General features: G+C 69.6%; 19 protein-coding genes and 1 pseudogene. 7 read left to right on the forward strand and 13 right to left on the reverse strand.

Annotation, left to right across the window (positions count from 1 at the left end; translation table 11 throughout):
* Positions 1–471: 471 nt before the first annotated feature.
* Positions 472–1,203 (forward strand): hypothetical protein, encoded by a 732-nt coding sequence (locus ACFYZE_RS28390; protein WP_388999884.1) that lies wholly within the window; start codon positions 472–474, stop codon positions 1,201–1,203.
* Between the two features lie 153 nt (positions 1,204–1,356).
* Here the strand turns inward: ACFYZE_RS28390 and ACFYZE_RS28395 are convergent, their stop codons facing one another.
* Positions 1,357–2,157: a DUF6042 family protein gene (locus ACFYZE_RS28395; protein WP_388999887.1), complete on the reverse strand. Its 801-nt coding sequence runs from the start codon at positions 2,155–2,157 to the stop codon at positions 1,357–1,359.
* Between the two features lie 404 nt (positions 2,158–2,561).
* On the opposite strand from ACFYZE_RS28395, the gene ACFYZE_RS28400 reads away from it, so the two are divergent.
* Positions 2,562–2,735, forward strand: a complete 174-nt coding sequence (locus ACFYZE_RS28400; RefSeq protein WP_388999890.1) for a hypothetical protein — start codon at positions 2,562–2,564, stop codon at positions 2,733–2,735.
* A gap of 3 nt (positions 2,736–2,738) precedes the next feature.
* On the opposite strand, the gene ACFYZE_RS28405 is transcribed toward ACFYZE_RS28400, so the two are convergent.
* Positions 2,739–3,281, reverse strand: coding sequence for a nuclear transport factor 2 family protein (locus tag ACFYZE_RS28405; RefSeq protein WP_388999893.1), 543 nt, complete (start codon positions 3,279–3,281; stop codon positions 2,739–2,741).
* A 230-nt stretch (positions 3,282–3,511) separates the two neighbouring features.
* Between ACFYZE_RS28405 and ACFYZE_RS28410 the strand changes: the two are divergent.
* Positions 3,512–3,673 (forward strand): annotated as a pseudogene (locus tag ACFYZE_RS28410) (transposase); the annotation flags it as partial.
* Between the two features lie 277 nt (positions 3,674–3,950).
* A complete protein-coding gene (locus tag ACFYZE_RS28415; protein ID WP_389000153.1) occupies positions 3,951–4,178 on the forward strand; it encodes a hypothetical protein in 228 nt (75 codons plus the stop codon).
* A gap of 279 nt (positions 4,179–4,457) precedes the next feature.
* On the opposite strand, the gene ACFYZE_RS28420 is transcribed toward ACFYZE_RS28415, so the two are convergent.
* The 4 genes from ACFYZE_RS28420 to ACFYZE_RS28435 all read right to left on the reverse strand — a co-directional run bounded on the left by ACFYZE_RS28420 (position 4,458) and on the right by ACFYZE_RS28435 (position 8,105).
* Positions 4,458–5,054, reverse strand: coding sequence for a GNAT family N-acetyltransferase (locus ACFYZE_RS28420; RefSeq protein ID WP_388999895.1), 597 nt, complete (start codon positions 5,052–5,054; stop codon positions 4,458–4,460).
* Positions 5,055–5,225: 171 nt separating this feature from the next.
* Positions 5,226–5,972 carry a PP2C family protein-serine/threonine phosphatase gene (locus ACFYZE_RS28425; protein ID WP_388999898.1) on the reverse strand — a complete coding sequence of 249 codons (747 nt, stop codon included), beginning with the start codon at positions 5,970–5,972 and terminating at the stop codon, positions 5,226–5,228.
* A 464-nt stretch (positions 5,973–6,436) separates the two neighbouring features.
* Positions 6,437–7,156 (reverse strand): helix-turn-helix transcriptional regulator, encoded by a 720-nt coding sequence (locus ACFYZE_RS28430; RefSeq protein ID WP_388999901.1) that lies wholly within the window; start codon positions 7,154–7,156, stop codon positions 6,437–6,439.
* Between the two features lie 16 nt (positions 7,157–7,172).
* A complete protein-coding gene (locus ACFYZE_RS28435) occupies positions 7,173–8,105 on the reverse strand; it encodes an alpha/beta hydrolase (RefSeq protein WP_388999904.1) in 933 nt (310 codons plus the stop codon).
* Between the two features lie 844 nt (positions 8,106–8,949).
* Between ACFYZE_RS28435 and ACFYZE_RS28440 the strand changes: the two genes are divergently transcribed.
* Positions 8,950–9,813, forward strand: coding sequence for a class II glutamine amidotransferase (locus tag ACFYZE_RS28440; protein WP_388999907.1), 864 nt, complete (start codon positions 8,950–8,952; stop codon positions 9,811–9,813).
* Between the two features lie 106 nt (positions 9,814–9,919).
* Here the strand turns inward: ACFYZE_RS28440 and ACFYZE_RS28445 are convergent, their stop codons facing one another.
* Both ACFYZE_RS28445 and ACFYZE_RS28450 read right to left on the reverse strand, forming a co-directional pair.
* Positions 9,920–10,648, reverse strand: coding sequence for an LmeA family phospholipid-binding protein (locus tag ACFYZE_RS28445; RefSeq protein WP_388999910.1), 729 nt, complete (start codon positions 10,646–10,648; stop codon positions 9,920–9,922).
* Positions 10,645–11,271, reverse strand: a complete 627-nt coding sequence (locus tag ACFYZE_RS28450) for a TetR family transcriptional regulator (RefSeq protein ID WP_388999913.1) — start codon at positions 11,269–11,271, stop codon at positions 10,645–10,647. The genes ACFYZE_RS28445 and ACFYZE_RS28450 overlap by 4 nt, the downstream gene beginning before the upstream one ends.
* 132 nt (positions 11,272–11,403) lie before the next feature.
* On the opposite strand from ACFYZE_RS28450, the gene ACFYZE_RS28455 reads away from it, so the two are divergent.
* Positions 11,404–13,578, forward strand: coding sequence for an MMPL family transporter (locus ACFYZE_RS28455; RefSeq protein WP_388999916.1), 2,175 nt, complete (start codon positions 11,404–11,406; stop codon positions 13,576–13,578).
* A 378-nt stretch (positions 13,579–13,956) separates the two neighbouring features.
* Positions 13,957–16,134 (forward strand): SpoIIE family protein phosphatase, encoded by a 2,178-nt coding sequence (locus ACFYZE_RS28460; RefSeq protein ID WP_388999919.1) that lies wholly within the window; start codon positions 13,957–13,959, stop codon positions 16,132–16,134.
* A gap of 854 nt (positions 16,135–16,988) precedes the next feature.
* On the opposite strand, the gene ACFYZE_RS28465 is transcribed toward ACFYZE_RS28460, so the two are convergent.
* From ACFYZE_RS28465 to ACFYZE_RS28485, 5 genes are all read right to left on the reverse strand, one after another.
* A complete protein-coding gene (locus ACFYZE_RS28465) occupies positions 16,989–19,217 on the reverse strand; it encodes an FtsX-like permease family protein (RefSeq protein WP_388999922.1) in 2,229 nt (742 codons plus the stop codon).
* On the reverse strand, positions 19,214–19,900 hold the full coding sequence (locus ACFYZE_RS28470; RefSeq protein ID WP_388999925.1) for an ABC transporter ATP-binding protein: 687 nt from the start codon (positions 19,898–19,900) through the stop codon (positions 19,214–19,216). Before ACFYZE_RS28470 ends, ACFYZE_RS28465 begins: the two co-directional genes overlap by 4 nt.
* Positions 19,897–20,421, reverse strand: a complete 525-nt coding sequence (locus ACFYZE_RS28475; RefSeq protein WP_388999928.1) for a PadR family transcriptional regulator — start codon at positions 20,419–20,421, stop codon at positions 19,897–19,899. The genes ACFYZE_RS28470 and ACFYZE_RS28475 overlap by 4 nt, the downstream gene beginning before the upstream one ends.
* 203 nt (positions 20,422–20,624) lie before the next feature.
* Complete coding sequence (locus ACFYZE_RS28480) at positions 20,625–20,954, reverse strand: trypco2 family protein (RefSeq protein WP_388999931.1); 330 nt, start codon at positions 20,952–20,954, stop codon at positions 20,625–20,627.
* Between the two features lie 60 nt (positions 20,955–21,014).
* On the reverse strand, positions 21,015–24,431 hold the full coding sequence (locus ACFYZE_RS28485; RefSeq protein ID WP_388999934.1) for an NACHT domain-containing protein: 3,417 nt from the start codon (positions 24,429–24,431) through the stop codon (positions 21,015–21,017).
* Positions 24,432–24,701 lie beyond the last annotated feature (270 nt).

Here is a 24,701-nt window from a genome sequence, read left to right on the forward strand (position 1 = left end):
CGTGGTCGGGCTGAGCCCTCAATGGCTCCTCCAGTCAGGTCTCAGCGCCATAGCACGCGGGGCGCGGAGGGGTGCACGACTGTGGTCCGCGTCATTCGGCCGCCGACCATGGCTCACATGATCACAGACGTCTCCCCGTCACTGGATACGCCACTGGCCGCGCAGCCGCCCCACCCCACGAAGCTCGCTGGACGTGAACACCAAGAAGCCAGCGGGTTCCTCGCTCGGGTGCTGGTGAGGCGGTAGCATCGGCCGACATGCCGCCACGATGGTCACGCCGCATCGCCGCGTAGAGTTCGACCTTCGCCATCCGCGCACATCGACCATCACCCGTCCGTGGATCCGAGCCCCGTTCAAACCCATCGGCAAATGACTTCATGACTGCCGAAAAAGCCGTCTTGAGTCTCTGCCCGGCGGCGAGCTGAGGATGCGTTTATGATCTGCCTCTGTCAGCTGACCCCGGGGGGAGCCATGTTCCGTCGAACGACCAGAGGGTTTGTCATCGGCGGGGCGTTGTCGGCGCTTGCGGTCGGCGTGAGTGCGTGCTCATCCTCCTCGATCCCGAAGGCTACCGAGGCCCCCGCGCGGGCTTCCGCCGAGTCCGCGGATCCAGACCACGACGTATGGACCGGGGAAGACCTGTCAACCCTGCTGCTCTCGGTCGGCGACCTGCCCAAAGGCAAAGGGTACAAGGTGCAGAAAGGGTACCCGGTAAACAGCGGTACCCATTTCGGCGGTCCGTTCAGCAAGCCTGTCAAAGCACGCTGCGAATGGCTCATGAGCACTACGTGGTCCGAGGCCTCCAACGTCGGGCCCGCCTCATATGCCGGCTCCTATTTCGCCAACTCCGCGCAGGACGAATACCTCGAGGAGATCGACTCCTACCGCAGCGCCGACGCCTGGACCGCCATGGACCGCCTGAAGAAGTACGCGCGCGGCTGCTCCACCTTCAAGGACACCGACGGATCACCGATCACCGTCACGGCAGCGACGAAACCACTGCCGGGCCCGGGCGACGACAGCCTCGAAGTCGACATGACCTCTGATGTCAACACTGTCATGGGGCACACCGCAGTCGTCTCCCGGATCGGCCACGACATCATTTTCTCCAGCTGCACTGATGCCCGCTCTCAAGCGATACAGACGGCCCAGGAGAACGCACGTAAACTCGCAACCGCTGTGAAGGCCAAAACGGGGAACTGAGCGTCGGCCGACTCGTTCGGGTTCGGCGGACACAACGTCGGTCTCGTCCTCACCGAGTGACGAGGAGGCATTGACCGCCACGCCGGGCGGCATGGGCTCCTCGGGCCCGGTTGCCGCCCACTCGTGATGTGGTGTTCCCCCACACGTCCCCTCTCAGGAGCTGTCATGCCCATCAGGGAGGACAGTGGCCCCGGTCCGTGCGTGCCGCTCGCGTCGGATGCGGTGCTCGTGGAACGTGTCCCAGTCGCAGCGGAGCTGGAAAACCTTTTGCGGAGAAATCTCGGAGATATCCATGGTGGCCGTGAAGTCCGGTCCTTCCAGAAGGAGAAGGACCGCTTGACGGGCATCGTGCGAATGGCCGTCGATCACCCGTGCCAGGCGGTCGAGACTTGTGGTGATCTCCTGGTGTCGCAGGCCCGTCGGTTCGAACAAGGCGATGATCCGGGACGAGTCGCCCCCATAGGCATGGTGGCGGCTTAGCGCTTGCTGCACGCTCAACTCCTCGTCGTCCAGGGGAAAGACCTCGTGACGACCTGGCAGCGGAAACGTGGGGTACAGCCGCATCTGACCATCCGCGTCGGGGATTTCGTGAACGAGCCCGGCAGCGATCATGAGGGTCAGTATGTCGTCGAGCGTCGACAGCGGCGGCAACCCGTAGTGAGCCGCATATCGGGCTGAAGTGGCCTGAGCCGCCCGCAGATCCGCCAAGTCCTTCCCAGTACGCTCGCCTCCGTCCTCCCAGCAGGAGGCCTGCCAATCACCGGAAGGGTTGGCGCTGTTGCGCACGAATGGGCACAGTTCTCCCCGCGTCAAGGGCCTCCCCTTTCCGGTGAGGGCCGCCAGCAGCAACCCCAGCATGGGCGGAGGCATGCGAAGCCAGCCGCCGCCGATCACACTGTGGAAGTGCTGCTCTCGGTGGTCCTGCGACCAGTCGGTCAATGGCTCCGTCGTCACGCTGGCTTCCCTCCGCGGCATCTCTGTCGGTGGGTGGTTCGGATCTCGGCGGTGCCGATGGCGCCAAACGCTCGCCATGCCACCGTCCCGAGGGCGGCAGAGGCGGGTGGAGTGGAGCGGGGACCCGCCACGGCCGGACAACGCGGGCGGATTGCCCTGGTCACCGCTCGTGCCGCCAACCGGGTGCTCAGACCGCCACCGCACGCTCGGGTAGCGCCACCCGCGCAACGGGTGCTGGAACCAGCTGCGCCATCGATGGGAACGCCTCGTGGATGCCGCGCCAATGCGGACCAGGGCCTGTTCTGAGTTGAGATCACTGGTGGGTTGCTTCGGCTCCCGGGAGGCTTCCGGCTGCTGCAGGAACGATCTGTGACGCGCGGTGATGCGACTGATGCCGATGGGAGTTGATCGAGCCGCATCTGCCGTCGGGCGAACGTGGACCGCTCTCTGACCTGCGCAGCTACCTACTTCAACGCGGTGATGTGGAGGTTCCGTACGGGGAGCCCTGGCGCGACGTTCCCCGCCGGTACGGATGCTGGTCGACGATCTACGACCGGTTCCGGATTCGAGGGGGTTGACCTTCACGGTTCGGCATCGAGGCGGGGCGACGTCAGCTGGTTGAGGGGGACCCTGCCGTCCAGTACGTCCAACGGTGTGGTGACCACGGGCAGGCGCCGGACGATGTCGTCGTTCAGCAACTGCGTCTGCGCGAGCACCGCCGTTTGATCCCAGTAGATGCGCTCGCTCCGCACACGCGGGCCTCGGAAGTCCACGACGGCGATGACGGGTATACGGACCTGCTGCCCGGTGGGTGCCGATCCAGGCAGAATCCAGGGCACCTCGATGTCGTGGGTGAACGACACGATCATTTCGTCTACGAGGCTGTCGTCTCCCACCGTGCGGGATATCGAACGCACAGTGAAATCGTCCGGGTTCCGTCCAATGAACCAGCGTGCGTAGAAGTCCTTGACGCCGTCGTACCCACTACCGCCCATGGCGGTCGGCACATGGACGACGATGGGGTCGTCGTCCATCGTGGCCATCGTAGCCTCCACGTCCTGCGCCACGAACTCGCCGGCGGTGTGGGCTTCCCAGATACGCTCCATCGTTGCGCGATCAGCCATGCCCGCTCCTGACAGTAGGCGTCTCGGCTGTGCGGGTGTCTCGGGTCTCGAGATAGCCATACGCCGCTGCCCATTGCGCCGCATCCCCTTCTTCTGGACGCGAGGAAGACACCGCAGATTCAGGATAGGCGGGTGTGGGTCCCCGCGCGCTCTTAGGCGTTTACCGAGTTCGGATCACGAGTCTGGACGTTCTGCTGCCCTGGCTGGATCCGGGGCGGTAGACAGGCGGGATGGCTCGGGGTGATCTCACGGACGACGAGTGGGCGGTGATGGAGCCAATGCTGCCGCTGGGCGAGCGCGGTCCGATTCCTGACCTGCGGCGACTGGTGAACGGCGTGATGCGGCGGTTCCGTACGGGCACTCCGTGGCGGGACATGCGCCAGCAATACGGGTCCTGGCCGGACGAGGCCCGTGAGGAGCGTCGGCGTCTGCGCCGGCGTCGCAAGGCCCGTCTCCGCGCTACCGAACTGGGCCGTTCCCGTGGCGGGTTGACCAGCAAGGTGCACCTGTCGGTGGACCGCCGCTGCCGTCCGCTGTCCTTCGTCCTCACGCCCTGGCCAGGCCGCCGACAGTCCCCGCTTCACCGCCGTTCTGGGCGCGCGGGCCGGTGGGCCGCCCCCGCACCCGCCCCGCATGGGGTGGGCCTGCACCGCCGCCGGACTGCCGGGGATGACCGTCGGCCTTCAGTTGCGCTACCACCGCCCCGTACCCTTGCAGACACCCCTGCACCTCTCGGCGCGCATCACCGGAACCGACGACCGCAAGATCTTCTTGGCCGGCTCGATCACCACCGACCACGACCGCTCGGCAATCCTCGTGTCGGCGGACGGCACGTTCGTCGCACCGGACGCCGACCGCGCCCGTGCCCTGTTCCCGAGCCTGCGCGAGGAAACGTGACGACCGGCTCACCACGATCGTGGTGCTGCCAGTCGTCCAGCCCGCAGAATCGTCCAACGCCAGGCACGTGACAGGGCACCGCAACGCCCCGCTCACACCCGAAGGGGCAGAAGACATCGCAGATCTCGTGGAGGCACTGCGCCGTCAGACCAAATACGGTCCGGCCCGCCTGGCAGCCGACCTCCAGCGGCTGCACGGCATCACACCGGCCCCGGCCACTGTGCACCGCGTCCTCGTCCGCCGGGGACTCAACCTCCTGCGACACGGCACATCGTCATGTCACGCGCCAGGCCATTCGTCGCCTCTTACTCGGGCGTGGAGGTGTTCATCGTGCCACCCGTCCGCGTGCAGCAGGGCGCTTCGCATGGTGCCTTCCAGAGAGAATCCGGCCCTCGTCGCAACCCGGCAGGACGACGGGTTGGCCACGGAATGGGTCAGGCGGAGCCGGTGCAGGCCGAGGTCGTCCATCGCCCACCGGCTGAGGCGAATGGTGGCGTCGACCATGACGCCACCACCGCGACCCGCCGGCAGCAGCCAGTAAACGATCTCGGCACTCCCGCCCTTCAGATCGATGTCGCCCCAGCCGATCAAGCCCACTGGCCGCTCACCGAGGTGCGCGACGGCCCAGATCGCCGATTGCTCGGACTTCCAGCGCTCATGCCAGCGGGCGATCCTCTGCTGTGCATCCTCCAGCGATACGTCACGCCCTGGACGGTTCCACTGCTGGATGTCCGTGTCCGCACAGGCGTCCACGAGGGACTGGGCATCGTCTTGCCGCCACGGACGGAGTTCCACGTTCCCAGTGAGTCGGAACACAGGCTGTTCGCGTTGGCCCATCCGACCCGCAGGGACGACGGCAGGTACCGAAGAGATCATCGCTTCATCTTGTCATCCGGATGTCAGATGTACTGATCATGAACGATGTCAACAGCCGACCGGGCTTGATCGTGGCTGAGACCTCCGTCGAGCGTGTTCGATCCGGCCGGCCCGGCGCCGATGTCCCGCAGTGATGGGCATACCCGCACCGCGGCTCACAAGTGGATCCTCTCAGCCGCTCAGGCGCCGCCGGGCGACGAGGGCAGCGATGTCGTCGTCGAGCTCGCCGCCGCTGTAGGCGAGCAGGTCGTGGTGGAGATGGGCGAGGAGCTGGTGGGGCGTCTCACCGCTCCATGAGCGGATGCGTGCGGCGAGGGGATAGAAGGCGCCGGAGCGGTCGCGGGTCTCCGTCACCCCGTCGGTGTACAGCAGGATCTGGTCTCCGGGGTGGAAAGGGGCGAGATCGACGTGGTACCCGTCGCTCACCAGCATGCCCAGGTTGAGCGGCGGCGAGGGATCGGCGGGCTGCAGCTCCCGGACCTCGCCGCTATGCAGCAGCAGCGGGGGCGGGTGGCCGCAGGTGACGGTCCTGACGACCGGTTCATCGTCCGGGATCTCGGCGAGGAGGGCTGTGATGAAACGTTCAGCGATCTCCGAGCCCGGGACCCCCGGGTACTGGCAGGCATGGCGACTCATGCTCGTCTCCAGGCGGCGCGCGAGGTGGGGCAGGTCAGGTGCGTCATGGGCGGCTTCGCGGAACGCGCTGAGCAGCATCGCGGCCGCCTGGATCGCGAGCAGACCCTTGCCGCGTACGTCGCCGATGAGCAGCCGCACGCCGTGCGGAGTGTGTATCGCCTCGTAGAGGTCGCCGCCGATCCGGGCTTCCGCCGCTGCGGCCAGGTACAGGCTCTCGAGCGTGACGGGCCCGAGGTGTCGCGGCACCGGATGCAGCACGGCCAGTTGCGCGGTCTCGGCCACTGAGCGGACCTGAACCATCTGATGGGCACGCCGGCCGAGCAGGCGGTTTTGAAGAAGACGGCGAATACCGCGATCGCTGCGAGGTCGAGCGGCAGCCTGAGGTACGGAATCCCGGCCACCGGTTTGGGCTATTTCATCGTCGTTCGCCCGTAGCCTGTGAACAACCCGGTGGGGGTGGTGACGCGCAGGTGTCACGAGGTCACCGCGCCCTTCGGCGACAAGATCGAATGGAGAAGGTTCGCAGAAGGTCTCCGGGGGTCGTCATCGCACGTCCGCCCGTCGCACGTCATCGCACGTCCGCCCGTCGCAGCGTCCGACACGGAGCTGTCGCCCTGGAGCACGTCCTGTCGACTGCGGACGACATCGTCGACGGCCCGCCCGCACCTTGTGCCGAGTACGCCGGCAAGCCTTGCGGGGCCGACTCACTGGTCGTGCTGGTGGGACCAGGCAGCTGAGGCCAGTTCTCATGGCGCGGGTGTGAGTGAGGCCAGTGCGGTGGGTTGTACTGCGCCGGCAGCGGCCGAGCCGAGTAGTAGGTCGGTCAGGCCACGGGCCTCTGCCTGTTCACCGGTTGGAACCGCTGCTGCGATCCGGTCCAGCCGGAAGCCCCGGCCGGCCCGGCGTGTGCGGCACCAGGCGATGAGGTACCAGCGGCCGCTGGCGGTGAGCAGTCCGGCCGGTTCCACGACACGGGTGCTTTCGTGTCCTGCCGCGTCGGTGTAGGACAGCCGCAGCACCGTGTTGTTCGCGAGAGCCTGCTCCACCGCCGTACGGATCGACAAGTCGCCATGTGTCGGCAGGGCGACGATCCGCGCGGCGAGTTCTCGTGCCGCCGCCGAGGCGGGGCCGGCCATGGAGGCCACGATCTTCTGAGCCGCCGTACGGGTCGCGCCGGCGTAGGGGGTGGTGGCGTCGGCCGCGGCGAGCGCCGCGGTCAGCGCCGAGGCCTCGTCGGGGGTCAGATGGATCGGGGGCAGGGTCATCTCCGGGTCGATCGACCAGCCGCCGCCTCGCCCGGGTGTGGAGTGCACCGGGACACCGGTGTGCATCAGTGTCTGGAGGTCGCGCTGTACCGTGCGTGCGCTGACCTCGAACCGCGTGGCGAGCGCCGCGACTGTCAGCGGCCGCGGCGCCGCCGCGCGCAACTCTTCCACCAACGCGTACAGCCGGGCGGTTCGGTTCATGCCGCCGACGCTACCGTCACGCGGAGGCCAGGAAGTCCCGCTCCCGCCGTAGTTCCCGCTCGGTGACGGTCAGCGGGAACAGGGTGAAGCCGTGCATCGCGCCGGCGACGACAGCGAGTTGCACAGGCGCACCTGCGGCCTGCCAGCGTGCGGCCAGGAAGAGCGAGTCGTCCAGCAGCGGATCCTCGGTGCCGACGACGATCCGGGCGGGCGGCAGCCCCTTCAGGTCCGCGAACAGGGGCGAAACCTCCGGACAGCGGCGCTGCTCTTCTCCCATCCCTGGCGTGAACAGCTCATAGCTTCCCCGTAGCGTGTCGGTGTTGCTCAGCAGCGGTCGGCGGCCGAACCTCCGCTGGCTCGGCGTCATCGACAGGTCGTAGGGGCCGAAGAGAAGATGGGCCGCCCGGAACGCGCCGGTGATGCCGTGCCGGTCGCGAAGACGCAGCAGTGTCACGACGCTGAGGTGGGCACCGGCCGATTCACCGCCGATCAGCAGCCGTTCGGTACCGAACTCGGCCGCGGCGTGTTTCACCAGCCATCGGGCCGCCGCTTCGCAGTCGTCGGGCCCGGCGGGGAACGGGTGTTCCGGCGCGAGGCGGTAGTCCACGCTCACCACGGCCAGACGTGCCTGCTCGGCGAGCCGCCAGAGCCGTTCGTCCTGTCCGTCCGCGGAACCGAAGGCCCAGCCACCTCCGTGGATGTGCAGGTACACGCCGTTGATGTCGTCCGGCACGAAAACCCGCATCCTCCTTCCGCCCTCAACGACGCGGTCCTGGCCGTGCGGCAGTCTCACCGGTGGCGTGTCGCCGCCGAGCCGGTTGCGCCGCAGTACCGCCAGCGCGGCTGCGCTCGGCGTCTGCCCGCGGGTCGGACGGCTCGCGGCGGCCGCCTCGAATTGCTCGTTGAACGCCAGGGTCTCGGGGAGGCAGTCCTCATCTGTGATCGTCATGCCGACGACAGTCGCAGCTGTCCGCGACAACAGCCTGTCACCTTTTCCTTGTGATCTGACTCACGGTCCGGCACAGCACGCGGGTGCGGAACTGGTCGGCCAGCCACTGAGTGCCGGGGATGCTGGAGGAGGTCAACAGCCCGGTAGTGGCCGCCTGGCGGCCCTGTCACCGCATACCCGCTCGCGCACGGTCCTGGTCTGCCGGACCACGCCGATGACCGCGGCGACCGGGTCCCGGTCGCTCAGCGCGGGCCCAGAGCAGGGTGGCGGATCCGGCCGGTGTCGTTCGTGGATCCGCAGGCCGCCGGCCTCGGCAATCGTGGTGGACGGCGCATGGCGAGGTGCGGACGGGAAACCCGATCGGGACGGGCCATTCCGTTCGAAGGGATGCTCCGATGTCAGCGACTCACATCTCGAGGACAAGGCGCAGGCTCCGGACCCATCAGCCGCCGCCAACCGCCCGGCTCCCCGGCCGACATCACGCCGCGGCTCACGCCCGGCGGCCAGGGCGCCGCCCCGGCAGTCCGGTCGGGGCGTGTGGACTTGCCCCTGCTGGCGCCCTCGCCTCGCCGCCGCGCAAGCAGCTCGATTTCCTCGCCGTGGCTGGAGTTTCGACTGGCCGGTCGCCGCAGCTGTCGGCCTCGGCCAACTCCTCGCCACCGGCCACAGCGACGCGGTCGTCCGCGACTTCGGCCGAGCGCTCGAAGGAGCCTGGCCGCGCATCGATCCATCGAACAGAGGCCGAGCACCCGGGCGGGCCAGGCCGCCACCTGGCCCGACCGAGGGACGTCCGGAGGCCGCGGAAGACGCCTCGGGCACTGTGTGGAGAGGAAAGGTGACCGGCATGTGCCGCCTGTTCGGGCTGACCAGTGCACCCCGGCGTACCCACGCGACGTTCTGGCTGCTGGACGCGCCGGACAGCCTCAGCGACCAGAGCCATCGCGACCCCGATGGCACCGGACTGGGCTACTTCCGGTCAGACGGCAGCCCGCAGGTCCACAAGGCACCGATCGCCGCCTACGCGGACCGGGCCTTCGCGGAGGAAGCCCGGCGGGTGGAGTCGGTGACCTTCCTCGCCCACGTGCGCTTCGCCTCCACCGGCGATCTGGAGCTCCGCAACACCCATCCCTTCGAGCAGGAAGGACGGCTGTTCGCGCACAACGGGGTCATCGAGGGTCTCGACAGGCTCGACAACCACCTCGGAAGCGACCGGGCGCGGGTTCAGGGCGACACCGACTCGGAGCGGTTCTTCGCCCTCATCACTCGGGAGATAGAACACCAGGGCGGTGACATCTGCGCCGGCATCCGGCACGCCGCACAATGGGTGGCCCGGAACCTGCCCGTCTACGCCCTCAACGTCGTCCTGACCACCCCGGACGGGCTGTGGGCACTGCGCTACCCGGAGACGCACAAGTTGTACGTACTCCAGCGGCCGGTAGGCGGGCACCACGGCACCCGGCACCTCGACCACAGCGGCAGTCATGGGCACATGCGCGTCCACTCGGCCGATCTGGCCCACCACGCCGCCGTCGTCATCGCCAGCGAGCGCATGGACGACAACCCCGACTGGCGCCTCATGGAACCGGGCGAGCTGCTCCATGTCGACCGGCGCCGGCACACCACCAGCCACGTCATTCTCCCGCAGTCCCCCGCCCACCGTCTCACCCTCGACGACCTGCGCCCTGACGCCGCAGCCTCACAAAGGTGATGCGCCTCGGGCAACGGGGCTGAGCCGACAGACGTCGCTGAGCGCCGTCGTGCATCGCCAGAGCGGGCGGCCGGCCGGAAGTCGCGCAGGTCGGGCCTGCTGTGGCTCACCTCGCCGCACACGCGCCCTCGGCCTTGGGACGGGTGCCGGCGGCCCCGGATGCCAGGTGGAGGTGGAGCGCGAGGCCGTCGTCGGCGGCGCGCGCGCCGGTCAGGCGCACGCCGGTGGGAAGCGTGGGGAAACGTATGACACGCGGCTTCAGGCGCTCGGCCAGCGAGGTGTCGCGGACGTCGTCGCGCACGGTGGCGACGGGAAGGGTGCGCCCGAGAACCGTGAGTTCGGTGGGCGTGACCACGAGTGTGCCGGCGTGCACTGCGATGTCGGTGTGGACGGTGACCGGCACACCCAGGGTCCCGGCGGTGCCGGTGAGGATCAGGCCGGTGCCGTCGGTGCCGGGAGTCCACGGGGGGCCGCTGTCCGGGTGGGGCAGGCGCTTGGTCAGCTGCGGGTAGGGGATGGTCACGGTGGCGCTTCCGCCATGGGTGGCACCGCCTGTCGTGACCTGGCGCAGGTGCGCATCGAGGTGCAGGGCCATCCCGTTGCGTCGCAGGCCGTCGGCCTGGAGGTCGACGTCGCCGACGCTTCCGCCCAGCATGTTCACGGCCGCCAGTGGGCTGTCGAGCGTCGCGCTGACCTGCGCGACGGGAGCGAGGCGGCATGCGGCGACGCGGTCGATGCGCTGTTCGGCCCGATGCGTGAGCACCGCGTTGCCTGCCAGCGGCGCCATGACGGCGAAGGCCGCGGAGGTGACGAGCAGGAGTCGTCGGCGGCTCATGGAGCTGCGGTCCCCATCTGCCGCAGCATCTGGAAGGCCTGGGGCAGCATGGCGGCCGGCCGGTGGGTGCCCGCGGCGCGGCGGCTGCGCTGGGTGCGCAGAACGGCGCGGACGGTTGCCAGGGCGGCGCCGGCTACCACGGCGGCCTGCAGATCCGCGTCCGGCGTGTTGGGTGCCAGCCGGTCGAGGACGAGGCGGGTGAGACGGTCCTCGAACTCGGTGAAGGCCTGGATCATCCGCGCCGCGATCAGTTGTTCGGTTCCGTCCAGGGGGTGAGTGAGGGCGGTCAGGCTGCTGTTCTGGAAAGGGGCGGCGGCGGCCAGCAGCGCGTTGCAGACGGCGTCGAAGGGAGGCTCGTCCACGGGGCGATGCCCGAAGGCCCGTTCGACCGCGGCGAAGAGTTCGACGCCGTCGGGCAGAAGCAGGTCCTCCTTGCTGTCGAAGTACCGGAAGAACGTGCGGGTGGACACGTCCGCGCAGGCGGCGATGTCGGCGACGGTGGTGTCGGCGAAGCCGCGTTCGGCGAAGAGCTCGGCGGCACAGGTGCGCAACCGCTGCCGGGTCTGGTCCTTCTTGCGTTCCCGCAGTCCCGGGACCGGCGACGACTCAGGCTGAATGGGCATGACACCAGCATATCTTGTCAGTCCTGCCAAACGTCATACATGTCAAAAGTCAGTCGAGACAAATGGCAGTCGTGACAGTTTTGGTCTAACGTCGGCGCCTGCAACCCTCCGACCCTCTGCCGGGAGCCGTCCATGCCTGCGGGATCCGACACCGACACGCCTGCTCTTTCCGTTTCCGCCCGACCAGCAGGCGGCCTCACCCGGCTCGGCGGCTGGTGCGCACGCCACCCGGTGCTGGTCATGGCCGCCTGGCTGCTGGCCCTGACGGCGGCACTGGCCGGCCGTCACGCCGTGGCTCCTGCATTCAGCGACCAGGTGAGCCTGTCGGGCACACAGTCCAGCACCGGCGCGGACCTGCTCGCCGCTCACTCACGCACCGCCGGTGGCTCCAGCGGCCATGTCGTCTTCCACGGCCCCAGCGGTGCCGTGACGTCCAGTCCTTCGGTGAGCAGTTCGCTGTCGGGCCTCGCCCACCTCCCGCATGTGACCTCCGTGTCCGCTCCGGTGGTCAGCGACGACGGACACACCGCCTACACCACCGTGCGGTTCGACGTGGAGGCCAAGGCCCTCGGCCACGACTACACCCGCCAGCTCGACCGGGCGACACAACCGGCCCGCGACTCCCGCCTGAAGGTCGCGTACGGCGGGGACCTGGACCAGGTCACCAGACAGCCCGCAGACGACCGTGCCAGCGAACTCGTCGGCATCGTCGCCGCCCTGCTCGTGCTGCTGCTGGCCTTCGGCAGCGTCCTCGCCGCGCTGCTGCCGCTGGTCTCCGCGCTGATCGCGGTGGGCACCGGGTTCGGAGTCGTCGGCGTCGTCGCCGGCACCGTGTCCTTCGCCACCTCCGCCCCCACCCTGGCCACCATGATCGGCCTGGGCGTCGGCATCGACTACGGCCTCTTCCTGACCACCCGGTTCCGGCAGGACCTGATGGACGGTCACGACCCGGTGTCGGCCGCCACGCGCACCACGGCGAGCAGCGGCCGCGCCGTCCTGGTCGCCGGGGTGACGGTCATCGTGGCGATGCTCGGCCTCTGCGCCTGCGGCCTTGGTTTCATCGGCAAACTGGGCTTCGCCGCCTCCCTCGCCGTCGCGATCACGGCAACCGCCGCCGTCACACTAGTCCCCGCCGCTCTCAGCCTGACCGGTCGTCACATCGACCGCATCGCCCTTCGCCGACCCATAGCCGAAACCTCCGGCGATCGCGACGGATGGCACCGCTATGCAGCCCGCATCGCCCGGCACCCCTGGCGTTGCCTCGCCGCCGGCACAGCGGCTCTGGCCCTGCTCTCCGTCCCCGCCCTGTCCATGCGGCTGGGCCACGTCGACGCGAGCGCGGACCGCGCCGGAACCACCAGCCGCACCGCCTACGACCTCATCGCCCAGGCGACCGGCCCCGGTTTCGGCCCCGGGGCCAACGGCCCCCTGACCGTCGTGATCGACCTCGGCACCCACCGCTCCGGAACGTCCGACCTCGCCACGACCCTGCAGCAGGCCCTGCGGAGCGCCCCCGACGTCGCCCAGGTGACCACGCCCACGTCCACACCGGACGGCAGGCTCCTGACCACCACCGTCACCCCTGTCCACGGCCCCCAGGACGCGTCCACCACCGCCCTGGTGACCACGCTTGTCGACGACACCCTCCCCAGCGCCCTCCACGGCACGACTGCCCACGGTTACGTCACCGGCACCACGGCCGCCCAGATCGACTTCCGCGACACCGTCCGGCAGCGCCTGCCCGTCATCATCGCGACCGTCCTGGCCGCAGCCTTCCTTCTGCTGATGACCGTCTTCCGCAGCCTGGTCATCCCGCTCAAGGCCGTCCTGCTCAACCTGGCCACCACCACGGCCAGTTACGGCGTGCTGACCGCCGTCTTCCAATGGGGCTGGGGCAGCAGCCTGCTCGGCCTGCACGAGCCGGTACCCATCGAGTCGTACGTCCCGATGATGATGTTCGCCATCGTCTTCGGGCTCTCCATGGACTACGAGATCTTCCTGCTCTCCCGTATCGCCGACCTCTGGCACACCAGCGCCGACAACACCCGCTCCGTCGGCGCCGGCCTGGCCGCCACCGGCCGCGTCATCTCCAGCGCCGCCCTCATCATGACCGCCGTCTTCCTGTCCTTCACCAGCTCGCCCACGGTCGTCGTCAAGATGCTCGCCCTCGGCCTCGCCGTGAGCGTCGTCCTCGACGCCACTCTCGTCCGCCTCGTCCTCGTTCCCTCCAGCATGTTTCTCCTCGGCCGCGCCAACTGGTGGCTCCCCGACCGGCTCGAGCGCCGCCTGCCCCATCTGCACGCCTGATCCGCACGATGCGGCCCGTCCTCCGGGGACCGAAGAGACCAGCCCGAGCTCGTCGCCTCAAAAGCGTTCGCCGCCCGTCGTCCAGCGACGCCGGCCTCGTCTGTCGTGGGATCGCGAGCGCAGTACGTGGTGGTCGAGAACGGCGCCTGGCAGCGGTACTACTCGCACTGGGCCGCCAACCGGGTGGTTGACGATCTGCTGCCCGGTCCGGGGTATCGGCCGGTCAGTACCGTTCAGCCCTTTACCGCTTTTACCTCTTCGGTGATCAGAGTATTTGTGTTATTCAGGAGGTGTGCGGTAAAGGATCTCGGGGCTTGATCGCATGGACTCGGGAATGCTTTCCGGCGTGTGCCGGAGTCAGCAAGCTGGGTGATCTGCATGGACCCCACACCCCCTTCTTCCTGCCATTCGCCGTTCGACATGATCAGAGACGCCCTGGCGGATTACATCCCCAGGGCCGGAAAAAGGGCGGCCACAGGTCCTGCCGCTTCGCCGGACGACCACCGCGCCCGTCGGCCCGCAGATGCCGGCATGGAGAGCGGAGATCAGGAACAGATCCTCGGCGCCGTCAATCTCGACCGGGATTTGAGGATCACCGGCTGCAATCTGGACGCTGCTCCCTTCAAGGGGGTGAGCGCCGCGCCGGGGACCGCTTTCGCCGATCTGCTGCCGCCCGGGGACGTACCGACGGTCACGCAGCGGTTGCAGAAGGTGCTCGAGACGCGGGAGGCGCACGTCGCCCGGGTCCAGCGCCTGCGGCGGGAGGACGGGACAGAGCTGGTGGTCTCGATGAGCATCCTGCCGGCCGCATCACCGCAGGAAGGTCTGACGGTCTCCCTGATCGCCATGGCCAAGCGGCTGCATCTGTACGCTTCCGCGGCCGCGATCGGGACGTCACTGGACATCGGCGAGACCGCGCAGTCCCTGGCCCAGTCCCTGCTGGCGTGGGGGGACGTGGCCGCCGTCGACCTCGATTACGCGGTGTGGACGGGCGAGGCCGTGACCGAGCAGGCGCAGGAGCGCATCCGACTGCGGCGCGCGGCCCTGGTGCCGGACCGCGCCTGGCCCGAGGGGTACCTGACTCCCGGCGACAACCTGCCCCGCGAAGCAAGCCGTCTCCTGGCCGGTGCGGTCATGCGCGACGACGTGCCGCAGGCCATCGTCATTCTCGACCGTGAGGCGATCGAGCGTGTACTCGACGATCCGAAGCTGGTGCGCGCCTTGGTGCCCGGCGACCGGCCGGTCAGTGTCGCCTGCATTCCGCTGGTTGTGGAAGGACCAGAAGGCACACCAGGGCCCATCGTGCTGGGCGTGGCCGAGGTCTGGCGGCGGCCGGAGCGCCTCTTCCGCGACAGTGAACTGCTCGACTTGCAAGAACTCGTGGCCAAGACCGCCCGTCATGTGGATCTGGCCCGCCAGCATCAGCGTGAGCACGCCCAGGTCCTGGCGCTGCAGCGCCGACTGCTGCCGCGGGCCGGCAGCGACACCATCGAGGTCGCCAGCGTCTACCAGCCCACCAACCCCGACAGTGCGGGCGTCGGCGGTGACTGGGTGAACAGCTTTCCCCTGCCGTGTGACCGTACCGCGCTGGTCGTCGGTGACGTCGTCGGGCATGGGCTGGGGGCCGCGGCGGCCATGGGCCAGCTGAGCATGGAGGCACGCGCGCTGCTGTCGGCGGGGCTGGGCCCCGGGGAGGTGCTGGAGCGCCTGGACGAGACGGTCACGCTCCTGGACGACACGGAGGCGGGCCTGGCCGCCGGCTACAGCGCGCTGGGCTCGACGTGCTGCATCGCGGTCTACGATCCGGTCGACAACAAGATGGTGATGTCCAATGCCGGCCACCTCCCCCCGGTCCTCGTCCATCCCGACGGATCCGCCAAGACCATCGCGGCGCAGCCCCACCCGGGCCTGGGAGCGGAGTTCGCTGTGCGGGAGCCGTTCGACGTGCAGGAGTTCGCCGCGCCGCCGGGCTCGCTTCTCGCCCTCTACACCGACGGCCTGGTGGAGGATCCAGCGGCCTCGATCGACGACGGCATCGGCCGGCTGACGGACGTGGTGCGCGAGGTGCATCCCTGGGACGATCTGCAGCTGGCCGCGCGTCGCGTGATCTCCGCTCTGGCCCCGCAGGGGCGCCTGCGGGACGACGTCACCCTGCTGCTGGCCCGTATGGCCGGCCGCCGCAGCCGGGACACCGCGACCTGGCAGCTGCCCGCCCGCGATGACACGGCTTCCCGCACCCGTGCCCTGGCCTCCCCACTCCTGCGGCGATGGGAGATGAGCGACCAGGCCCGGGACAGTGCGCTGTTGGTGATCAGCGAACTGGTCGCCAACGCCGTCCGGTTCGGCACCGGGCCTGTCACGGTGCGGCTGGTGAGGGCCAGAGGCCGCCTGTCGTGCGAGGTCGGCGACGCCGGCAACGGCCGACCACGTCTGCGCCATGGTGAGCTGCTCGACGACGGCGGGCGCGGCCTGCACGTTGTCCACAAGCTCACCACACGTTGGGGGGTGCGGTGGACCGACACCGGCAAGGCCGTCTGGGCCGAACTGCAGGCATAGCGTCCCTGCCGTATGTCGGCCTGGGCAGGTGCCGCATCCTGCCGGCGATCTCCCGCAAGGGCGCCCCGGGTACCGCCCACGCGCACTCAGCTCCCGCCGCTCGCGCCCGAGGATGTCGTACGCGAGGCCGACCGCCGCCATGGCAGCCGCGTGCCCGCCTCGATCACATCAGCTCCTGGCCCTGCGACTTCAGGGTGAACAGAGCTCAATGCCGGAGCCGGCAGCGCAGACCGCATTGGCTGATTCGGGTCAACTCCTGCTGGCCGTAGCGCCACCTCGGGCGCCATCCCTGCAGGGGAATGGTCCGGGGCCCAGGTCGCCTGACGTCATACGGTCCCAGTAGCCAGACGCCAAGGGTGGCGATGGCAAGGCCGATCGTGAGGATCATCGGCCCGACCGCGTGATCGCCCCACTTCCCTCCCCCGGCCGCACGCCCAGGCCTACCAACTGTTCGGGCCCGGTTCCCGGGTGGACGTCACCGACCAGATACCGGTGGACCACGAGAACCTTTCGTTCGTCACGACCACTCGGGACAGAACACCCTTCTCCGCGCACTGCTCGCAGGCCGCCTGCTTCCGGCGCGGCAGCCGGCCGAGCTGAAGCAGACCGTCGCCGTGAGCGCGGAGGTCCAACAGCTCCGGCCCGGCGGGCGATACGGGCTCGGCCTGGTCGAACGCCCCCTGAGCTGCGGAGGAACCTACTGGAGCCACGAGGGTGGGGACGGCGGCTACATCACCCTCGACGGCGTCACCGATGCCGGTCCGGCGGCACGACGACGGGCAGTCGTCCACCGGTTCGCCGTCGCTGCTACGGCCCTGGACGCCGCGGCATCCGGGGCCGTAGCGGGAGGCGCGTCAGCCGTTGCGGGCGGCTTCGGGGCCGGTGATGCGTCTGAGCAGGGGCAGGGTGGAGGCGATGATCCCGAGCGCGGCGGCCAGTCCGACCGCGACCAGGGCGTAGTACGCCGCGTCCGGTGAGATCAGGCCGTAGTGCATCTGCGAGGTAAGGAACATCGCCGACGCGGCGAAGGCGGTGCCGATCGCTATCGCGGAGACCGCCAGCAGCGGCAGCGCGCTCTCCAGGCCGACCACGCGCTGCAGCAGCCGCAGCGGCGCGCCCGAGAGCCGCAGGATCGCGAACGGGCGCCTGCGGTCCGACAGGCCCGCGACGACGCTCACCGCCAGGCTGCAGCCCGCGATGGGCAACGTGGTCAACAGCACCACGTTGGCCAGCTGCCGCCAACTGGCGAGCTCCTGCTGCAGGGTAGTGCCCCAGTCGCCGACCGTACGGGCCTGCTGCTGCGGATAGGCAATGGTGAGCAGGGTCCGCACGCGCTCCCTGGCCGCCGTCGACCCGTCCGTGGCCACGTAGACCAGTTGCACGGGCAGCCTTGCGACGGCGGCCGGGGTGATCTCGGCGGCAGGCCACTGGCGGTCCGGCTGCGAGACCAGGCTGCCGAAGGCGAAGAAGTCGACGGGCGCGACGCTCGCCCCGGCCGGGCAGCGGCCGACCATCGGGATCTGCGCCAGATCGGAGCAGGAGACAAGCGCCGGTACCAACGGGGGGTGATCGCCCGGGACCAGGACCTTGCCGACGCCGCCGGGATTGGCGTGCACGGCGGCCAAGCCGCGGACGCCCGGAATCGTCCGGATCTCGCTGAGCAGCCGTGTCGGGATGGTGCCGGCCAACGGCGCCTCGCCGGGGTCGCCGTCCTCCACCACCGTCCGGGTCTGCCGGTCGCCGCCGAGTGTGCCGCGGTGGTGGTTGATGGTGCCGATGATGCTGAGCGTCGCGGTGGTCACGAACAGGGCCAGGATGAGACCGCTGACCGCGCGGAAACCGGCCTTCGGGTCGTCGGCGAGCCGGCGCACCGCGATCAGTGTGGCCGGGCGTCGGGTTCGCCGGGCCACCGTCCGGGCAGCGGTCATGGTCAGCCACGGCCCGGCGATCACCAGGCCCAGCATCGCCACCAGGAAGCCGGGGAGGTAGGCCGCCGCCTGACCGTTCCCGGTCATCGGGCGGCGGTGGATGAAGTACGCCAGCTCGGCCAGGCCCGCCAAGAGTGGGATCAGCCGCCAGGCGCGCGGCGGGCGCGGGGTCACCCTGCGGGTCACGCCGAGCGGGGAGATGGTGATCCGGCGCAGCGCCAGCCGCGCCGCGATCGCCGCCGCCACCGGCACACCGACGGCGACGCCGAGGACCTGCGGTGCGCCGAGTGTCAGATCCGAGAGGAAGAACCGCTGCTGCCCGGTGAACGGAATGGTGGCGACCAGTGGGCGCAGTGCGGCGTAGAGCCCGAAACCGGCCACTGTCCCGGCCGCGGCCGCCAGCGTCGACTCCACCGCCGAGATCACCGCCACCTGCCGGGGAGTGGCACCGGCCAGCCGCATCGCCGCGTAGCGCTGCTCGCGGGTGGCGGCGGACAGACGCGTCGCGGTGCCGATGAAGATCAGCACCGGGAAGATCAGCGCGCCGGCCACCACGGAGGAGATGAGCGTCATGGCGTCACCGCGCACGGCGTTGTCCCAGCACTGGTTGTCGCAGGAGAGTGGCCGGGCAGTGGCGATGGTGGTGACCTCTCTCGCCCCTGGTTCACCCTTGATCTGCGCCGGGGTACGGCCGATGACGGCGGTCAGTGAGTCCGGGGAGGGCAGAGCGGCGTCGCCGATCGTGCCGACGAGCCGGCCCGGGAAGCGGTCGCCCAGCTGGTCGGTCGGGGTCTCGCGGATCAGTTCGGCCAGCGCGGGAGAGGCGTAGTACTCGCCGGGCGCCGGCAGGTGCGTCAGGCCGGGCGGGACGGGAGAGGTCGGGCCGGTCGCGGCGACATCGACCTCGGTGAGGGATTTGCCGTCGTAGTAGTCCCCGTGCGGCCGCCACCACAACGGGTCCGCCGATGCCGTACGGCTCTCGGCGCCGGTGTCGAGCCACACCTGGCGCTGGTTCGTCCGTTCGACGGCGTTCATGCTGGCGAAAGTCGACAGCAGCAGCCCGACCCCCACGGCCACCGCGGCGGCGATCATGACCAGGCGGGCGATCGCCTCCCGGCCGCCGCCGACCGCCAGGCGGAGGGCAAAGGCGATCATGAGGCGATCCGTCCGGTCGTGAGCAGGCCGGCCTTGCCGTCCCGGACCATTGCCTTCCGGTCGGCGTACGCGGCGACCCGGGGCTCGTGAGTCACCAGGACGACGGTGGTGCCCTCCTTGTGGGCTGCGTCCACCATCAGGTCCATCACGTGCTCGCCGGTCAGCGAGTCCAGCGCCCCGGTCGGCTCGTCGGCGAACAGCACCTTGGGCCGGGTCACCAGGCCGCGGGCCAGTGCCACCCGCTGCGCCTGACCGCCCGACAACTCCCCGGAGCGACGCCGCTCCAGGCCGTCCAGGCCCAGCCGGGCGAACCAGGGCCGGGCCTCAGCGAGCGCGGCCGCCCGGCGCACGCCGGAGAACAGCAGCGGCAGGGCGACGTTCTCCTCGGCGGTCAACTCGGGGACAAGCTGGCCGAACTGGAAGACGAACCCGAAGGTGTCGCGGCGCAGCGCGCTGCGGTCATCCTCGTTCATGGTGTCGATGCGGCGTCCGTCGAAGTGCACTTCGCCCGAGTCGGGGATGAGGATGCCGGCCAGGCAGTGCAGCAGGGTGGACTTGCCCGAGCCGCTCGGGCCCATCACGGCGAACACTTCGCCGGCCTCGACGGCCAGGTCGGCACCGCGCAGGGCAGGGGTCTCACCGAAGGAAAGCGTGAGGTCGCGGGCCTCGATGAGGGCGGTCACGCGCGCACCGCCTCGGCGAGCGCATCCATCCGGGCCGCGGTCAGCTCGATCCAGTGCAGGTCGGCCTCCAGGTGGAACAGGCCGTGGTCGGCGAGCAGGGCGTCGACGAGCGTGCCGGTGCGGCGCAGCTGGGTCAGCTCGTGCATCCGCTCGAGGTGGGCGGCCCGCTGAGTGTCGAGGTACTGCTGGGCATCCCGCCCGAGCATCAGGGCCAGCACCACCTTGGTGAACAGCACGGTCTGCAGATTGGGCTCGGGTGCCACCGGCTCGGTGAGCCAGGCCTCGAACTCCGTCGCCCCCGCCTCGGTGATCACGTAGCGCTTGCGCTCGGGGCCGTCCCCGGGTTCCGCCTCGCCGGCAATCACCTTCCCGTCCCGCGCCAACCGGCCAAGAGTCGTATAGACCTGCCCGTACGGCAGCGGCTTGCCGCGGCCGAAAAACGCGTCGTAGTCACGCTTGAGGTCGTAGCCGTGGCTCGGCTCCCGCTCCAACAGCCCCAACAGGGTGAGAGGAACACTCATGAGAGGGACCATACACCAGAGATATACTCTGAGTGTATATACGCGGAGAGTACGGCCATCGGCTTCGTCGACGGGCCGGTGGTCGTCGCCTGCTGCTCCCCGCCTCGTGGTAGGCCGTTCACCGACGGGGACCCGCTCCTGACGCACGGGCAGACGGCGTCATGCAGAGTCCGCAAGGGCGATCCCGCGGCGCAGGAGGGCGATCACTCCACGGAGTGGAAGCGGCTGGTGCCCCCGTGGTTGTCGTTGCCGACTTCCAGGCTGCCCCCGGCGGCGTCCTTGGGGGTGAGGGTGAAGGCGATTCGATGGGTACGGCTCCGGGAGGCCCTCGCATCGGCGTCGGCGTTGACCACCCATGCCTTGACGCCACCCTTGGCCCCGGCCTCGCGGCGCAGTTCGACCGTGAACTCCATTTGAATCGGGCCGACTTCGAAGCGCACCGCTTCCCCGGCCCCGGCCGCTGCCGCCTGCATCAGCCCGTCCCTGATCGCCCTCACCGCAGTGGCGAGTTCGATGTCCTGGAAGTCCGGCACTGCCCCTCCTGTCGTTGACTGATGATCGACGCTAGGGCATGCCGCCGCGTCCCGTCTTCGTCACCGGCCGCTGAGGCGGCGCCACCACGGAGACGGTGGCTTCGGCGCATCGGCCGTGGGGTCGTACCTCAGCACCTGGCGTACCGAACCAGGCGGCAGGCACTCGGCTCCGGTGACCCGCAGATCGCCTGTGGATGCCCAGCTCAGGGTGACCGAGACGTCGGCGATGCCGGCGAGCGCCGAGAGGTCCACGGTCGCCGACCTGGGGCCTGCCTGCGTGAACTGTACGTGCAGGCGGAGTTTCTGAAGCGAAGGAAGCATCCGGGGAAGGAGATCTGCGGTGCAGAGGTCTCCGGTCGCACAGGTGGTCACCTGCGCGCCGGTGACGCCGGGCAGACGGACCACCTGTGCGAGGTCCGATGGGCAGAGGTCTTCGATGGCGAGGTCCACGTCCTTCAGCGAGGGGAGCCGGCTGAGCGCGGCCAGCTCTTCGGCCGGCACCGGTGCGCCGGACAGGGTGAGCGAGGTGAGGTGCGGCCAGCGACGGATGGCATGGAGGTCGGCGACGACCAGGTTGCCGAGGAGCCGGAGGCGTCGGAGATCTGTCGGAAAGGGGACGTCTGCCAATGTGAGGCGGCGTGCCGCCCCGCCTCGATCCCATCGAAAGGTCGCATCCTGGAGTGTCTCCACGTCCTGCAACGGGGACAGGTCGGGGCCGCCTGGCACGTTCCGGAGTACGACGGTGTTCATACGGAGGCGACGCAGCGCCGAGTAGTCCGTTAGGCCGCCGCAGTCGGAAAGGCACAACGCGGAGAGCTCCGGCAGTTCCACCGCCAGGAACTCCAGGCCGCGCAGCACGTCGTTGGCATCGAGGGTGAAGTCGTCCGGGCGGGCGCGGCGGAGCACGGGCGAGAGCGCCTCTGCCGGGAAGTCGCCCACGCAGGCGAGCGCGGGGACAGAACCGATCGTGGACAGTGCGGAGAGCTGCGCCGAACTGCTTACGGTGAGGCGCACTCCCGCGAGCGGTGTGTGGACGAGGATGCCCTCTGCGTATGCCCGGGCGTCGAAGCCGTCCCAGGCGTCCGCGAGTTCCTGTCGGACGTTCTGGTCCGGATGCGCCCGGAAGGAGTGCAGCACCTGATAGGCGTGCTCCCCGCCCAGCAGTCGGGCGGTCCGGACGACCGCGCCGGCCTGCCCCGCCGTGAGCCCCTCGGGTGAGGGAAGCAGGTCCAGTGCGACCGTTCCGGCCTGAGCGAGCAGCTCGGCGTCCGCCGGGCTCTCGGGTGGAACCAGAGCTGCCGCACGCCTCTCGACCTCGGCGCGAACCTCGGGGGCGAGAGCCGTCGCGTGCTCCAGGCACGCTGCGGCGAGCAGGTGCAGCCGCTCGCGCTGCGGTGAGGCGGCCATGTCGCCCAGTTCCAGCAGGCGACGCAGCAGTATTGCGCGTTCGTCCGCGCGGGCGTGCCCGACCGCCATCCGCACCACGTCTTCCCACTGCGGCTCGTGGGCGTGCGCGGCCACCAGGTTGAGGTCCTGGCCCTCCACGGCGGCCTTGGACCCGAGGTAGTCCTGGAAAGTGCGGTGGATGAACTCGACGGTGTCGGGAGATGGCGCGCGCAGGATTCCACTGCGCAGCAGCAGGTGGTCCAGGACGTCTGCGGCCTGCTCGGGCGCGGCGACCTGAGGCATCGAGCGCAGAGCGTCGGCGACGACCCGCAGCACGTTGGAGCGGTCGGCCTCGGCATGGCCGTTGCGGATCATCCAGTAGGCGAGCTGCTGCAGCAGCCACAGCTGTGCGCTCTCGTTGATCTGCAGATGCGTGGCGACTCTTCGCTGCACGTCGCGACGGACCAGCAACATGCTCAGCGCGGCCTCGTAGAGCTCCAGCCGGTTCTGTGGCAGGTAGGAATTGCGGTCGCGGTTCAGCGCACAGATCATCGCGCACATCAGGGGGTTGGTCGCAAGGCGGCCCAAGTCGTTCTTACGGGGCAGGGCATCGGCCAGTACCTGCTCGTACTCCGCCAGCTGGGCCCGGTCATCCGAGCGCTCGACGGTCCGGGCGGCCGCCTGGTGCCAGCGATGCATGAACGCGGTGACGTCCTGACGGTTCATCGGCAGCAGGTTCAGCTCGGTGAACTGCCGGCTGCTCAGCCAGCCGTCGTCCACGGCCGAGGGCCGGGTCGTCACCAGGAAGACGCAGTCGGGGTAGAGGGTGATCAGTTGCTTGAGCCAGTCCCGGGTCCGCTGTCGGTCGCCCTCCTGGATCTCGTCCACGCCGTCGATGAGCAGGAGGCCGCGCCCGGACTGAAGGACCTGGTCGGCCCAGCCTTCGGGCTGCAGGGAGTGCAGTGGATTGCCGACGGTGGAGAGGAAGTCCTGTGGTTCCGGCAGCGCGTCGCGTCGGGTGAGGGTGCGCAGGGGCAGAACGAAGGGCAGGCAGCCCTGAAGGTGCCCGAGCGCCAGGGGAAACTCCCGCCGGGCTGCGGTCACAGCCAGCCACTGCACCAAGGTGGTCTTGCCGGAACCGGCGTGGCCGCGCAGGAGGATACGGGTCCGGCGTGCGAACGCCGTCTCGACGCGCTGTCGGCCGCCGCCGACCGGATCGTGGAACCGGCCGCCGGGCTCGCCGACCGTGTCCTCCGATCCGGGCCTTCGCCTGTGGTGGGGCGCCAGCTCCAGGCTCAGATACGCCGTGTCCAGCGGCCACTGCGCGTGTTCCTGGCGGCTGAAGTCGAGCCCGAAAATCCTGAGTTCGTTGTAGAACTCGGCCACGTACGCCGCGTACCGGCGCTCGAACTCGGCGTGCGGGTTGTGCTCGGGATCCGTGAGTTCGTCCACGGTCGGCTGATGACCGGTGTGTTTCACCAGCCGCTCCACGAACTCCGGGTCTCCGAAGAGGACGCGGCTGCGTACGGCCTCAAGGCGACCGTGCTGCCAGTCGACGGGGTCGGCCACCACCACACCGATGATCGTTCCCTGCGCGAACAGAGCCGCACCGGACATGCCCGCCCACGGTGAGGCGCCTTCTGTCCGCGCGAGAGGCGGCGTGTACGGGCTGTCGAGTACGTATCGGGAGCGGACCATGCGCGAACCGGGCTTGAACGTGCCGACGATCTGCTCCGTGTCGAGTCCGTCCTCGCCGTCGCGCTGCATCTGCGGGAAGCCGATGGCCTGGCAGGATTCCATCGGCGCGAGTCCCGAGGGCACGCCCCAGCGCACCGGCTCCAGCTGCTCGGCGAGTTCGGCGGGGATCAGGTCTCGCTTGGCCAGCAGTAGCGCGGCGTCGCACTCGCGGTCGTGCCGCGACCACACCACGCGGCATTCGACCTCTCCGACACCGCCGAGCGCCGCGACCTTCGCCAGGTAGCGGTTCTGCACCACGTGTCCGGCGGTGAGGACGAGACGGGGTGTCAGGAGATACCCGCTGCCCTGGCGGGTGCCCAGCACGGCGGCGATGCGGAAGCGTTCCGGTCCCACGGGTCACATTCTCCGCAGAAGTAGTGTTCGGTGGCTGCCTGCGGTGGTGGAGTCGCCCGAGCGGTCGGCTGGGCCGGCCCTGATCCCGCCACCGCTTTCGCTGTTGGTCCGCCCGCTCCCACTCTAGGACATCGACCACCGTGACGTCGGCGATTCAGGCGTCCGCAGGGGCAGTTGGGGGCTTGCCGCCGCCTGGATCAATCGCGGACGAGGCCTGCGGCCGGGACCGGCACTTCCGCCGCCTGCGCGCGCAGCTTGACGTCGGCTGCG

The sequence above is a fragment of the Streptomyces sp. NPDC001796 genome (assembly GCF_042892355.1).
Classification (GTDB): domain Bacteria; phylum Actinomycetota; class Actinomycetes; order Streptomycetales; family Streptomycetaceae; genus Streptomyces.

Excerpts from the sequence above, each read along its gene's own strand:
- ACFYZE_RS28450 (WP_388999913.1), bottom strand. The coding sequence starts at position 11,271 with ATGCCCATTCAGCCTGAGTCGTCGCCGGTCCCGGGACTGCGGGAACGC.
- ACFYZE_RS28405 (WP_388999893.1), bottom strand. The coding sequence starts at position 3,281 with ATGGCTGATCGCGCAACGATGGAGCGTATCTGGGAAGCCCACACCGCC.
- ACFYZE_RS28475 (WP_388999928.1), bottom strand. The coding sequence starts at position 20,421 with ATGAGTGTTCCTCTCACCCTGTTGGGGCTGTTGGAGCGGGAGCCGAGC.
- ACFYZE_RS28415 (WP_389000153.1), top strand. The coding sequence starts at position 3,951 with ATGACCGTCGGCCTTCAGTTGCGCTACCACCGCCCCGTACCCTTGCAG.
- ACFYZE_RS28445 (WP_388999910.1), bottom strand. The coding sequence starts at position 10,648 with ATGAGCCGCCGACGACTCCTGCTCGTCACCTCCGCGGCCTTCGCCGTC.
- ACFYZE_RS28460 (WP_388999919.1), top strand. The coding sequence starts at position 13,957 with ATGGACCCCACACCCCCTTCTTCCTGCCATTCGCCGTTCGACATGATC.
- ACFYZE_RS28390 (WP_388999884.1), top strand. The coding sequence starts at position 472 with ATGTTCCGTCGAACGACCAGAGGGTTTGTCATCGGCGGGGCGTTGTCG.
- ACFYZE_RS28435 (WP_388999904.1), bottom strand. The coding sequence starts at position 8,105 with ATGACGATCACAGATGAGGACTGCCTCCCCGAGACCCTGGCGTTCAAC.
- ACFYZE_RS28455 (WP_388999916.1), top strand. The coding sequence starts at position 11,404 with ATGCCTGCGGGATCCGACACCGACACGCCTGCTCTTTCCGTTTCCGCC.
- ACFYZE_RS28465 (WP_388999922.1), bottom strand. The coding sequence starts at position 19,217 with ATGATCGCCTTTGCCCTCCGCCTGGCGGTCGGCGGCGGCCGGGAGGCG.
- ACFYZE_RS28420 (WP_388999895.1), bottom strand. The coding sequence starts at position 5,054 with ATGATCTCTTCGGTACCTGCCGTCGTCCCTGCGGGTCGGATGGGCCAA.
- ACFYZE_RS28440 (WP_388999907.1), top strand. The coding sequence starts at position 8,950 with ATGTGCCGCCTGTTCGGGCTGACCAGTGCACCCCGGCGTACCCACGCG.
- ACFYZE_RS28430 (WP_388999901.1), bottom strand. The coding sequence starts at position 7,156 with ATGAACCGAACCGCCCGGCTGTACGCGTTGGTGGAAGAGTTGCGCGCG.